Source organism: Dictyobacter vulcani (assembly GCF_008974265.1).
Classification (GTDB): domain Bacteria; phylum Chloroflexota; class Ktedonobacteria; order Ktedonobacterales; family Ktedonobacteraceae; genus Dictyobacter; species Dictyobacter vulcani.
Map to the genome: position 1 here is coordinate 449,345 of NZ_BKZW01000001.1, position 13,734 is coordinate 463,078.

Here is a 13,734-nt window from a genome sequence, read left to right on the forward strand (position 1 = left end):
AGCTGTCTCACCCATGCTGGACGGTACGACAACAACAATTGTTTGAATAGGCCATCATTTCGTCTTGGGAGTACATATGAATTCGAATTCACCCTGGTTATTACTGCTCGTATTTCTCGCCTGTGCGTTAGCAAGTACCTTGCTCTGTCAGGCTGCAAAGCTGCTTTTTCCCAAGTTTCGCAGTGGTGAACACAAGCCTGGCACACATCGCGCTGATCTACCCACCGGGAAACGGGAAATCAGAACTATCGAATTACCACTTGTCGGTGGTCCAGCTTTTACTGTAGCAATCATTATTGTTGGCCTTGCGACTGGCTATCTGCTCAACTTTTCAGCAGAGCAATGGATATTACTGCTGATTGCGCTGGGCGCGATGCTGGGCTACGCCCTGGTAGGCTTTATTGATGATTGGGGTAAGGTGTATCGTAATGAAGGGATCTCGGAGATCGCCAAGTTCTCTGGCGTTTTCCTGGTCGGGGCGACAGCCGCAGCACTGTATTTTTATCTGCTGCCACAAAGTGGCCAGGTCTCTTACAGCCTGTGGAAAGACCTGCCTATCCTCAATACGTTTCTCTGCCCCAAACCTATCGCTCACCATCCAGAAATTTGTTCGGTCACAGGCAATCCTGTAGCCTACTATGGCTGGCTAATCTTCCTGATGCTCATGACTGGTGTCGTTGGCAGTCTCACGTCCGTCTCAGTCGATTTTAGCGATGGTCTGGATGGTCTGGCTGGTGGCCTCGTATTTAGCGCCTCTCTGGGTCTGGGTATTGTGGTTACGGGACTGGTAGGTACCCAACCAAATGGTGTGGTGTTAGAAGTACTGGCCTTGCTAGGGGCTGGTGGCATTCTGGGCTATCTTCCCTGGAACTGGCCTTCGGCCTGGGCTGCCCGTCGTGGTCATGCTACACGTCGCGCAAAAATTATTATGGGCGATAGCGGAGCTCTTGGTATGGGTGGGCTCCTCGCGATGGTCGCCATTTTCTCTCGTAACGAAACATTGCTACTGATGATTGGTGGCGCCTTTGTGCTAGAAGGTCTATCAGCGCTGATCTCTGCGCGCTTGATGACCCGTTTCTTCCGCCGCTACCTGACAATCCTACGTTTTGCGCAGACAGAAAAATTTGTACCACATACCGAGTTTCCGTTACCATTCCTGGCGACACCACTGCATCATCACTTTGATCTCTTAGGCTGGGATCGCCGTCGTCTGGTTTATGCTGCCTGGGCCCTGGGAGCTTGCTTCGCCATCCTGGGTATTATGGTCAGCCTGGTACCATTCTCATGGCAACGCTATATCGGTCGTTTCTTAATTATCTTACTGGCGATCCTCATCTGGTCCAGTGGCTCCTGGTCAAAAAATTATTTTGTAGGCAAACATTTTGTTGAAGGTGCCAGACGCACGCGCCTGGCCCTCTATTATGGCTATCCATTCCGCATTATGGGCATCAGGTTATATCACATGGTAGAGGTTGTCGAAGCCAATGAAGATGTGATCGAAACACCAGCCGAGGAGTTGGCGCTATGGCAACGAATGACCATTTTTGATGCCAGAGCCATGCTCGGCCTCTATTGTTATCGGGCTGGATATTATCCTGCGGCCCTGACACAATGGACACGTATTCCGGAGCGCAACCGTGTATTGCGCCCTGAGATTGTTCATCTGCTCAATGAACTAGAAAATCAGCTGGCATTGGAAAAACAAGAGACACAACCAATGCGCCGCATGGACATCCTGCGTCAGAAAGAAGAGCCAATTCTGGAAGGCAACTTACCACCGGCCGATCTGCCTAATCCTTATGAACCAGTAAGTCAGGAAGAAAACCGGACTGGACCCCTCAAGGTCTGGACTGCCAGCACGCCAGGATATCCTATTGAGAGCGACGATGAGGAAATAAAAATCACCACGCCGCTTCAAAAAGATGAAGTACTGGTAAGCAAACCAACGACTGATTTGCATCCAGATGAAACAGGTCCATCCACCAATGGACGCACACCGTCTCCCCAGCGGCAGGATAGCACGAAGAAGTAGAACATACACAAAGAACCTGTCCGGGGAGCCGAAAAATTTCGGCTCCCCGGACAGGTTCTTTGTGTATAATATGCTTTTCCCCAACTTGAAAACTTTATACGTCTATGTGACACTCCGCACGCCCTGAAGGGGCGGCGGCTTCTTGTACTCCTACGTAGTCGGCTCTCTGAGTCGGTGCCTCGTTGAGGCAACTCGTTGAAGAACCGTAGTGGGTGAGGAATACGCTCAAGCACAGATCCACACATCTGCTTGCTTAAAGGGCGGTGCCATGCCCGTTCACCGTTTCATGCCTTACCCGACGGGTGTGCAGCCAACGTCTGGTGTTTGGCGACCTGGAAAGGGTGAACACCTTTCTCTTTCGAAAACTGATGCACGCATCAGTGGGAGGCTTTTCTTGAACGATTTTACCTGGCAACACTTCCTAAGACCGTACAGCCTGTGCTGTCGTGCCTTCGTTGCATCTATCCAGTATAATCCAACAATGCAATAAATGCAACAAGCAAGGGCTAAAGCCCAGGAGAAACCCGTCTATCCGCCTGGGTTTAAACCACAGCGGCTTGCGACGGGTTACGCTTTTGTGACATATATAAAACTAGAACCCATTGGAAAAGATAGGAATTTCGAAAACTTATGACAACGACACCGGTTCAACCCCCTACACGCAAGGGATTACAAACATTTCGCGCGCTCCGTCACCATAGCTATTTTCTGCTCTGGATCAGTCTGATCGTCTCATCCATTGGTACCTGGATGCAAATTGTAGCTCAAAGCCTGCTGGTACTTAAATTAACTGGCGCGCCACTGGCCCTGGGTGCCGTCTCACTGGCACAGGCCAGTTCCTTCTTCTTATTTGCTTTAATTGGGGGCAGCGTTGCCGATAAAATCGACAAACGCCGCTTCTTACTGGTGACACAGAGCCTCTCAATGCTCCTGGCTTTTCTGTTGGGTATCCTGACCATCACTGGCGTTATTCAGGTCTGGATGATTATTCTGCTGGCCTTCTGCTCAGGTACCATCCTTAGCTTTGATCAGCCCTCTCGCTCAGCCCTGGTACCTATTCTGGTGCCAAAAGAAGATTTGATGAATGCTATTTCACTACAGTCAATCGTCTTCAACGGATCTGCATTTATCGGCCCCACTCTGGCTGGTGTCATGATTGGTGTGTTCGCAACCCTGGGACCCAAAATTGGTGCGAATGGACCCTTAGTCGGCTATGCAGGCAATTTTTTCCTCAATGGTATCAGTTTCCTGGGCGTCCTCTTTGTGCTTTACCTGATACGTGTACCTGAGACGGCATTAGAACAGGTCAGTGACAAAAGAGGCCCGCTACTGGCATCAGTACAGGCTTCACTGAAAGTTATTGCTCGCGACTCGGCCCTGCCATGGATACTTTCTGGCTATGGCGCGATGCTCTTCTTTGGTCCTTCGACTTCTTTAATCTTACCTGTCTTTGCCACCACTGTACTCCATCTCCAACCAACACAGCTAGGCTTGCTCTTCTCAGCTTCAGGCCTGGGAGTCATTCTGGGAGCGCTCTCCGTCGCCTCATTGGGCGATTTCCAACACAAAGGACTATTACTGCTCACGTCATTCATGCTCTGGTCTGTCTCTTTGCTGGCATTTGCACTCAGCAGAAATCTCTGGCTATCAATGATTACATTGCTCTTTTTAGGGATAGGCCAGAATGGTATCGGCGCGACGACGATCACACTGATGCAGACACGCGTCCCACCTCAAATGCGCGGACGCGTAATGAGCTTGAATACGCTGATGATTATGGGCGTACGCCCATTGGGAGATTTTCCTGCCAGCGCCGCGATTAGTCTGATTGGTGGACCATATACTGTGGTTATCAGCGCCGCAATCGTTGGTGGCTATAGCATTTTTCTGTTACTGACGCGTCCAAATATCCGCCAGATTTAAGGGTATCAGGCCAGACTTTCACGATCGCTGGCAGCAATATCACCCGCATCTAATTGCTTGTCTGCGGCCAGCAGTCGCACCTTTTCTTGTAAGGATGCCCGCGTACCAGCGGGCTCATCCACATTCAGCGTCAAAGCCTGGACCCAGATGGTAAGGGCTTCCTGATCGCGGTGTTGCAATTCATAAAGTTGACCTAAATGATACAGTATTTTGAAACGTTCACTCGGCAATGCGATCGCTTCTAATACAGTATTGGCCTCTAGATAGAGGCGTTCAGCTTCACGGAATTGACGCAACACTCGAGCCACGTCTGCCTGACCGCAGAGCGCCAGCCCTTGCAGATGCATTGCCCCACACTCTTGCGCCATAATCTGGGCCTGTTCGTAGTTTTCTTTTGCCTCAAGGTACTCGTCCTTCGTGAAAGACAGATTTGCCTGTAAATAAAGGGTCGCTGCCATATTCAGACGATCACCTGAAGTATTAAAGAGGGTCCAGGCTTCATCATAACAGGCCTGAGCATGCATCAGATCCTGCTTCTGCTGATAGAGTTCGCCCAGAGTACGCAGAAGCAAGCCCTCACCACGCGGTAAATGATACTCGCGAAAATGTTGCAGGACTTCCTGGCACATCTTTTCTGTCTGTTCTTGTTTCTCCTGCCGGACATGAACGGTACACTTGCTGGCCAGGACCCAGTTCTGATCCATCGGCCGCTTCAGATCATAAAAAAGTCGTAAAGCTTCCTCAAAATTTCGGATGGCAAGACTGTACTGACCCATAGCTGCATAGACAATACCACGTTGGTGCACTGCTCGAGCCCGGCCCACACCATCGGAGAGTTGATAGCAAACACTTATCGCCTGCTCAAAATATTGCAGCGCTTCTGAATAACGAGATTGAGCACGACAGACCATGCCAGGTACCATCTGCACCAGTGCCTGGCCATGTCGCTGATCGATCTTTTCAAACAGCGTCAATGCTTGCTGAGCATGGGAGAAAGACTGCTGAAGATAGCCCTGGTTATAACAGAGTAAGGCCAATTCATAAAACGCCCAGCCGACCTGCTCATCATCTTCCTGCTGCTGATGTATAGTCACGCTATTACGCAAACACGCTTCGGCCTCTGTATATTGGCCCAGCTGACGCAGCAGCGCCCCCAGACGCGTCTGAAGCAAACCAATACTGGTCTGGTCTCCCAATCGGGCGGCATAATTCGCGGCTCGACGAAGCAACGATTGTAGCGTAGTAAAAAGTCCCTGTCCCTCAAAAAAATCAGTAGCGCGTAGAACCACACGAATAGCTTCCTGAAGATCTTGCGCCTGTCCAGCAGCTTCTAAATGCTCAAACGCTTCAATCCATTCATCGGCATCAGGTTGAGGCAGACAATAATAGTAAGCGGCAACCACGCGATGCACGCGCCTACGCTCTTCCAATGGCAAACGTGTCAGGGCGAAATGCCGAATCTGCGGATGAATCGAGTAGGTCCGCCCATCGAACAAGACAATAGAAGCCTGCACCAGTTCATCGCGTGCTGCCCTCCATTGCTGAGGTAACAACGAGCTCAGACTTTCCCTCAAGTTTCCGCCCAATCCTGCATCACGATCCGGCGTGGGTTCTTGAGCGGCCTGTAAAGTATCAGGTGAGATAAGTATGGCAATCTGCTCGCGCTTAAAAGGAATACGAAATGCCGCCAGATAGGAGAGAAGCAAACGAGCAGGCGGGGTCAGACGCTGATAAGAGACTTCCAGCACCGCCAGAATTCCTGCCAATGGATGGCTGTAGAGCTCATCGCGTACCTCTTCGAGGGAGCGCGTAGCCGCCTCGGGAGTATACATCTGCCCACCAATTGAACGGGCCGTACCAAAAATAAGTTCTGCTCCCAGAGGATAACCGTCCAGTAGCGTACAAATCTCTTGCAATACGACTTGTTGGTGAGGGTCATTTAACTGGATGCGCTGATCCAGGCCACTGGTAGAGGCCAGATCGATAAAAAGCATTAACAGGTCGGCACTGGTCATCTTGCCAACACGGTACTCATACCAACGGCCAGGTAGACCCTCGACAACCAGCATGCTCTCAGGATTGGAATGCGATGTCACCAGCACCACTATCTCTGCAGGCAGGGAACTCAAAAAGACGAGCCACTGTTCCAATTCCACGCGATCCTTTACTTGCTCGAAGCTATCCAGCAAAAGCAAACAAGGAAGTTCACGACTAGCGAGAGAGCGGAGCATCCCTTGCACCAGCCGTGAACGCTGACGAGCATCACTATTAGCGGCAGTACGCACAGGAATTTGCAAGGCATGCATAATTTCCAGTAAGGCATCAGCAAACAATTTTCCATTCTCTAGCGATACACCGAGAATGCCCCCCAAAAATTTATCGCGATTGCGTCGAATAGCCTCCAGAGCCAGAGCACTCTTACCAATACCAGGAGAGCCGGTCAGAGCTATATGGTGATAAATCGATTTTTTGTGCGCACCCTTGCGTGTCCCCGAGGTTGGCTGACCCGTCGCCGCCTGGGTTAAAAGCAACTCAATATCTTGTAGCTCACGTTCTCTCCCGATAAAATTCGCAGAGGGAGCTAAATGATCAAGGGGATGTGCATGCTCATCTTCAGTATCCGCGGTCACCAGTAAAGCAACTGGACCTTCATCATCCTCAGCAACATGGCGATAAAGCACAGGAATAAACCAGCTTTTCTGTTGCATAGGGAGCATGGCCTGGCGGGCACGTGATAACGCTTCTTCCAGCGTACGGCCATCGGCCAGCGCTTCGTAAAAGTGATACATAAAGGTAGGGCTCGAATCATCTTGTAACGAAAAAGGCATCGCGACAACTGCTGGCACCTGCGCGGTCACTAATGAAGTCGCCAGGGTAGAATCGACGGCAGCCAGTTTTTGGGATCGCTGTGGCTGGCATTCCTGTTTCTCATCGCACACAGTAGCCGTTTCACAGGCTGAAAACACAGCCAGATGAACATCACTACTGACCAATACTCTGCGCAAGGATTGGGTATCAATAAAACTATTGTAGCCCTCCTCGTCACAAAAACACAGATAGGTCTGGGCGGGTACACGTTGAAGCGAGGTACCACATTCGCAGCACTTTCGGCTATCAGCGTTATTAACTGTTTCACAACCATCTTTGGGACAGAGTTTACCGTAAGCTCCATGACCATCAAAGTGCACCACATAGCAAGGCAGCGTCGTATCACTATCGTCAAAGGTGCCAGCACCACCATATGAATTGAGATAACGCACAAACTCACTGAAAGTGGGCGGTTCTAACCGATCCAAAAATACCTGACCGGCTTCAATCAATGGTGTAAGCGCTTCTTCCATCGCCTCAAAACTGCGTTCCGTTTCTAAGGGCACAAAATTTGTGGGGGAAGCACTGATATAGAGGATGCGAAAGGGTGGATGAACGGGAAGTTCACTTCCCACGGGGGCATCGGGGCGTAAGAGCGCCCGACTCAGTGTGAAAATACCAGACGCAATTAAAAAGTGGTTGCCATTATATAATAATTCCCAGGGATAGCGCACAAATTCTTCACAGCCAGGTCCAAAAACCAGGGTCAGCGCAACCGTTCCACGACGTTTTAACGTGCGCTGAATAACACTCTTAATAACGGATTGCGCGGGAGAATCTGCGGCGGAGATCCCCTGCCCCTGAGCAGACTCTAATTCAGAGATGGCACAGAAAAGCCGGTAACCAATAGTCCGTAGTTCGACATCGCTACTCGCAAGAGTATTCAGTTTTTTTTGTAATGAATTGACCTGCCTTGAGGTGTATGGAGGAACAAATCCACCACGAACCGTGTGCCCTGACCAGCTTTCTTTTATTTGCACCTCATATCCACCACCCTCACATGCACGAAATTGTATGCTTAATGTTTCTCCCATGGGCTCCTGTATACTCGCATTCCATTGCACTCGACGCCATTGCACGATCACACACCACACTAGTATGTATTAGTAGTATAGCATACCTGTATTCGTAACGTGCATTGCGCGAAGGGGTCGAAAAATATAGAAAAATACAAAAAAGCGCCATTCTGCCGATGGCGCTGAAAAAATCTCTCACAAGTGGAGTACCTGGTTCGACAGGCAAGGATTACAAAGTCTTACTCACCCCAGTATAACTCGGTTTTTCCAAAGCGCACCGTATCGCCAACTTTGACCCCTGCCTCTTCCAGAGCTTTTGTTACTCCCATTTTATCAAGCTGAACCTGCATGCGATCCATGCCCTCTTCACTCTCCTGGTTGGTCATATTCACCATACGCTCAACACGTTTACCACGTACAACAAAGACCCCCATCTCTTTTTCGACAGTAAAAGCATCATCAGGCATTGGTCGCAATACAGGACTCTCACCTTCACGCAAATCCACCACAACCTGGGCAGCAGCACGCTCGGCTTCTTCGCGGGCTAATTCATGCAAGTGACGTGAAGTCTCAGCCATCAGTTCATCAGTACCTTGATGGGCCGCGGCAGAAATAGCATAAGCGGTATAACCAGCCGCTTCTACGCGGGCTTTAAACTCGGGCCAACGCTCTTGCGTCTCTGGAATATCCATTTTATTCAGGACTACCATCTGGGGACGCTGGGCCAGTTCAGCATCATACTCGCGCAGTTCTTTATTAATGGCTTCAAAATCCTGCCACGGATCGCGCTCGATGGCTGAGCCATCTACCATATGAATCAAAAGACGAGTCCGGCGAATATGGCGCAAAAACTCGTGCCCAAGTCCAACCCCTTGCGCCGCCCCTTCAATCAAACCAGGAATGTCGGCAACCACAAAATCAAATCCATCTCCACTCCGTGGCTGACCAACCTCAACCACACCCAGATTGGGCTCTAAAGTGGTAAAAGGATAATTGGCAATTTTTGGTCGAGCTGCAGAGATTACCGAGAGCAGTGTTGATTTACCTGCATTGGGATAGCCCACCAGACCAACATCAGCAATCACGCGCAGTTCCATTTTCAGCCAGCGTTCTTCGCCTGGCTCGCCTCGCTGAGATTCCTTTGGGGCCTGTCGAGTTGAGGTAGCAAAATGGACATTGCCCAATCCACCACGGCCACCACGCGCCACCATGATCTGTTGTCCGGGCTCAGTCATGTCAGCTATCAGCGCATCCGTCTCACCATCGCGAATAATCGTGCCACAAGGCACCTGCAAAATGACATCCTCTCCCTTGGCTCCGTGCATCTTTTGACGCACACCCGGAGCTCCCGACTCAGCCTTAAATTGCTGTTTGTAGCGATAATCAATCAGTGTATTCAAACTATTTGTGGCTTCAAAGTAGATACTTCCACCGCGACCACCATCTCCACCATCCGGGCCGCCAAATGGAGCGAACTTCTCACGACGGAAGTGTATCGATCCGTCGCCTCCATTTCCAGCCTTAACAAAAATCTTTGTATGATCGTAAAACATAATCCATCCCCAATACATTGTGCAGGCGTAAAAATCTGTCTCTTTGTGGCGAATGGAGTATATCACAAATCTGTCTCCAGCACAAAAATAGCCAGCATGGATATCAACGATAGATTGATCCCATGCCAGCTATTTTTGCACCTGTGTGCATTTTAGAACTGATATGTTATTTTACACATGTATAGCTTTTTTTAGAGCAGACCATTGTCATTGGATCCATTACCAGTCATACTCCCACCCTGGTTACCTCCACCAAATCCGCCCTGGTTACCTCCACCAAATCCAGCTTGATTCCCAAAACCACCACCTAAGAACTGTTTGGCAGCATAGGCCGCAACACCAGCAATCGCTAATTTCGCCCAGGGACTACTTAAAGCTCCGCCAGGACCAAACACCTGATGGAGAATATCTGGATTCTGCTGCTGGGCATAACTGGTCACACGAGCAGCGTCTGCAGGTGACATGGTATAAGGATCTGAGTTCTGAAGACCCATCTGCTGAGGGCTAACGCCATGCTGCATCAAACCACCCAGAAGATTCTGGAGGATGCCACCACGTTGTTCAGCCGGCATCTGTTCGTAAACCTGCTGATGCGCCTGATGTAGCTCCTGTGGTGAGGCATTCTGAGCAAACTGGTTATAATTTTGCCACGCGTCTTGATGAGGGATTTCATTGTAGGTTCCCTGATCCCAGGCATTAGCATACTGCTGAGCTCTCTGGCCATTATCTTGATTGAAGTTATTCATATAATTTTCCTTCCATCACGCTATTGAACATGTGACCGTTGTAATACGCGATGATCACACAGATAGCTTCAAAATAACAACATAATTTTTGATCTGGTCCACAAAAAATGTGTCTTCAAACAAAATCTGAGGAGCAGAAAAAGGGCCTTTTATACTATTTGATGGAGAGATCGAAGCGGAAGGTGACCCGTTAGGAGCAACATTCCAGGTGCCATATCCGCCAGCAGCATTATTACACTGATTATTCTGGTAACTACAATAAGTGCCAGTGATCGAGCCATTGTTCTGAAACTGGCCTTCAAAGAATAAGGGCAAATGTCCCAGGTAGCCAGGCACCAGAAACTGAATGCGATTATCTTTAGTCACGGTCCCGGTAAAATCGCCATCACCCTGTAACCCCTGACCTAATGTCAGGTGGCCAGAAACATTCCCCTGCTGCTGCTGCATTTGAGAAAGGATCATCGTCGAATTCACTGCAGCTGGAGTATTATAAATTGAGCCACTGTAGTTTCCAGCTACGCCAGGAAAACTCGCAGATGGTGGCGCCGGATGAGTGGGTGGCTTACTCGTAGGTTTCGCTGTTGGTACCCGAGTTGGAACGCTGGTCGCAGTTGGCTTAGCAGTCGGCACAGCTGTTTGTGTAGCCACTGGTGCCGGTTTTCGAGCCACCGAGGTATGAGCAGGTGTCATCTGCCCGAAATTCATCCAGGCCCCCAGGCTCAAGCCTCCTACTAACAATACAAGGAGGATTGCCAACAAGGGTGCAAGCCAGCGCTTGCGGGAACGACCAGGGGCACCGGTGGCATATTCGAATGTGATGGTGCACTACCAGGTGCATCATTCATCGAAAGCGTATCGACCTCAGTATAGTCATCTCCCGTTGATGGATAAGGTCTATCTGACAGGGTATGTGCATTCGCCAGTTGGACAGCAGCCATAGGCAAGCCAGCGGGAAGCACCTCTGCATGCTCAGGAGAAGATACGTTTTCATGACCCGGCTCTGTGATGGGTCCTCCACCGGCTACCACCTGCGACTCCATAAGGGACCAGAATTCTTTAATTGTCGCAAACCGATCGTTACTATTAACCGCCAGGGCACGTTGGATGGCATCAGCAACCGCAGCAGGGATCTCTGGTACAATCTGCTGTACTGGCACCAGTGGATCGGCACGATTAACGCTTATACGTGTAATACGATAGAGAGCGTCAATAGGAACCACACCCGTCAGCAAGGTATAAAGGGTTGCCCCAAACCCATAAATATCTGTCGGCGTCCCTGTGCCACTGGTATATTGCTCGGGCGCACCATAGCCTGGAGAACAATGACGTACAGCGGTAGTTGTAGCTTCCTGATCATATTCTTTGGCGATGCCAAAATCAACGAGCACCGCACTCTCACCAGATGTGGGAATGATTATATTAGAAGGTTTAACGTCACGATGGATAATAGGCGGCTTTTGCGCATGTAAATAGGAAAGGGCATCAGCAATAGGTGCCATCATTTCCACTACTCTGGCTAGAGAAAAGCGCTTCCCGGGCTGTTTATTGCGCAATTGTTCTAAATTTGGACCTGCCACATAGTCCATCAATATGCAGATGAGTTTATTTTCAGGTTCATCGAATACCCGATAAACGCGAGGTAGAGCAGGATGGTCCAGGCGGCGGAGAACTTCCCCTTCAAAGAGGAAGCTCTCACGCTGGTGCCGCTCCGGAGCCTCGACTTCTTTCAGGGCAAACACATTACCTTTCACCCGTCGATCTTTGACCCGATAAACCGCTCCAAAACCACCCTGTCCTAATAAGTCCTCGATAATATAACGATCACGGACAATCCTGCCCTGCGCAAATTTTGTTTGTGGTTCTTCTTGCATCCCTTCACCTCAAGCTGTCGTTTATCGCACGTATGCTATTCTAGCACAAAGGGGGCAAGAAAAAAATCTAACTTGGTTGTAGTTCCCGTTCTCTCGGTCTGGCACTTGCTACAGCAGAATAATCATGAGTAATTAATCTTGCATTCCGCTGGAAAGTGACATATCCCCAGGCTGACTGGAACAAGACCAGAAAACGATTCCGGAATCCAATCAAGAAGAAAACATGGGCAACGATCCAGAAGATCCACGCCAGGAAGCCGCTAAACTTGACTTTACCCAGATCGGCAATGCCGTAGGAACGCCCCACCGTTGCCAGATTGCCCCTACTATGATAACGGAATGGCTGACTATTTAGTTTACCCGTTACACGGTCTGAGATAACAGATGCGGCATATATTCCACCCTGCATGGCAGCAGGAGCAATACCTGGAATCGGCTTGCCATCCTGTGTCGTTGAAGAAGTATCACCGATAATGAATATATTAGAATAGCCGGGCAAATTAAGATACTGATCAACTCTGGCACGGCCCGCACGATCCTGCTCCGCCCCAAGCCATTTACCGGCTGCCGAAGCAGAAACACCAGCCGTCCAGATCACGGTTCCCGCCTCAATCTGTTGACCAGCAATGACCACACCATAGGCATTGACGTCCTGTACAGCGGAACTGGTACGTACTTCAACACCAAGCTGATGCAAACCATCCTGGGCTTTTTTCGCCAGTTTCTCATCAAAGGCGGGCAGAATGCGCGGGAGCGCCTCGACCAGAATTATACGTGCTGCCTTTGGATCGATATTGCGGAAATCAGAAGCCAGTGCGGCGTGAGCCAGTTCAGCAATCGCACCAGCCATCTCCACACCAGTGGGACCAGCACCAATCAGGATGAACGTCAGCAGAGAACGCTGACGATCTGGATCGGTTTCTTGTTCAGCTTCTTCAAATGCCAATAAAATCTTACGGCGCAAGGCAGTGGCATCAGTAATCGACTTCAGACCTGGAGCAAAGGGCGCCCATTGATCATTCCCAAAGTAGCTGTGGCTGGCACCAGTCGCTACAATCAAATAATCATATGGGACCGAACGGTCATCCAGCCATACCAGTTGCCTCTCTCGATCAATACCTGTTACTTCAGCTAATACTACTTTGGTGTTCTTCTGTTTATGCAAGATATGGCGAATAGGCGCTGAGATATCCGCCGGTGATAATACGGCCGTGGCAACCTGGTACAGTAGAGGTTGGAAGAGGTGATGATTATTGCGATCGATGATCGTGACATCGACAGGTGCATTCTTTAAAGCTTTCGCGGCATTCAAACCACCGAAACCAGCACCGACAATAACAACATGAGGTCGTCTCGTAGCATCAGTAATAGTCGAACCACTATGAGTATATAAAGCGTCCAATATGTGTCTCTTCTCCCTAGCCTCGTCCGAGAGATAATAGTTCTTCGATGAACCGGGTTTGATTGATCAGCTATAATTTATAATCTATACCAGTATGAAAAATCATTACTGACATATCTATTTCTCTAGCTTATCATGTTTTCGCCGTTTACAGAACACCTTTTCCGACCATCCCTCCCTTTTTGGTATAGTTCTATAAAATTTCTTTCACTACTATGTATAAAATACACACAAAATCTTTAGTTGAAATACAATAAGCTTTATACGTATCAAAAGCAATCTGTCAGTGAGTAATTATGCAGTAAAGTCTATTTTATTAATAG

General features: G+C 49.4%; 8 protein-coding genes. 2 read left to right on the plus strand and 6 right to left on the minus strand.

Annotated elements, in window-relative coordinates:
* Positions 1 to 76 precede the first annotated feature (76 nt).
* Together KDW_RS01865 and KDW_RS01870 are read left to right on the plus strand one after the other, a co-directional pair.
* Positions 77 to 2,032, plus strand: coding sequence for an MraY family glycosyltransferase (locus tag KDW_RS01865; protein ID WP_151754393.1), 1,956 nt, complete (start codon positions 77 to 79; stop codon positions 2,030 to 2,032).
* 630 nt (positions 2,033 to 2,662) lie between these two features.
* Positions 2,663 to 3,955 (plus strand): MFS transporter, encoded by a 1,293-nt coding sequence (locus tag KDW_RS01870; protein WP_151754394.1) that lies wholly within the window; start codon positions 2,663 to 2,665, stop codon positions 3,953 to 3,955.
* 5 nt (positions 3,956 to 3,960) lie between these two features.
* Here the strand turns inward: KDW_RS01870 and KDW_RS01875 are convergent, their stop codons facing one another.
* From KDW_RS01875 to KDW_RS01900, 6 genes are all read right to left on the minus strand, one after another.
* Positions 3,961 to 7,857: a CHAT domain-containing tetratricopeptide repeat protein gene (locus tag KDW_RS01875; RefSeq protein WP_151754395.1), complete on the minus strand. Its 3,897-nt coding sequence runs from the start codon at positions 7,855 to 7,857 to the stop codon at positions 3,961 to 3,963.
* 221 nt (positions 7,858 to 8,078) lie between these two features.
* A complete protein-coding gene (obgE, locus tag KDW_RS01880) occupies positions 8,079 to 9,392 on the minus strand; it encodes a GTPase ObgE (RefSeq protein WP_151754396.1) in 1,314 nt (437 codons plus the stop codon).
* Positions 9,393 to 9,583: 191 nt separating this feature from the next.
* Positions 9,584 to 10,138: a hypothetical protein gene (locus tag KDW_RS32580; RefSeq protein ID WP_198925162.1), complete on the minus strand. Its 555-nt coding sequence runs from the start codon at positions 10,136 to 10,138 to the stop codon at positions 9,584 to 9,586.
* Positions 10,139 to 10,192: 54 nt separating this feature from the next.
* Positions 10,193 to 10,843: a hypothetical protein gene (locus KDW_RS01890; RefSeq protein WP_162004871.1), complete on the minus strand. Its 651-nt coding sequence runs from the start codon at positions 10,841 to 10,843 to the stop codon at positions 10,193 to 10,195.
* 26 nt (positions 10,844 to 10,869) lie between these two features.
* Complete coding sequence (locus KDW_RS01895; protein ID WP_151754398.1) at positions 10,870 to 12,009, minus strand: serine/threonine protein kinase; 1,140 nt, start codon at positions 12,007 to 12,009, stop codon at positions 10,870 to 10,872.
* A 67-nt stretch (positions 12,010 to 12,076) separates the two neighbouring features.
* Entirely contained in the window at positions 12,077 to 13,411 is a 1,335-nt protein-coding gene (locus KDW_RS01900; protein ID WP_233097580.1) for an NAD(P)/FAD-dependent oxidoreductase, read from the minus strand.
* Positions 13,412 to 13,734: the final 323 nt, after the last annotated feature.

Bases quoted from the DNA above. Each gene is read 5' to 3' on its own strand.
- obgE (WP_151754396.1), bottom strand. From the start codon at position 9,392: ATGTTTTACGATCATACAAAGATTTTTGTTAAGGCTGGAAATGGAGGC.
- KDW_RS01875 (WP_151754395.1), bottom strand. From the start codon at position 7,857: ATGGGAGAAACATTAAGCATACAATTTCGTGCATGTGAGGGTGGTGGA.
- KDW_RS32580 (WP_198925162.1), bottom strand. From the start codon at position 10,138: ATGAATAACTTCAATCAAGATAATGGCCAGAGAGCTCAGCAGTATGCT.
- KDW_RS01890 (WP_162004871.1), bottom strand. From the start codon at position 10,843: ATGAATTTCGGGCAGATGACACCTGCTCATACCTCGGTGGCTCGAAAA.
- KDW_RS01895 (WP_151754398.1), bottom strand. From the start codon at position 12,009: ATGCAAGAAGAACCACAAACAAAATTTGCGCAGGGCAGGATTGTCCGT.
- KDW_RS01865 (WP_151754393.1), top strand. From the start codon at position 77: ATGAATTCGAATTCACCCTGGTTATTACTGCTCGTATTTCTCGCCTGT.
- KDW_RS01870 (WP_151754394.1), top strand. From the start codon at position 2,663: ATGACAACGACACCGGTTCAACCCCCTACACGCAAGGGATTACAAACA.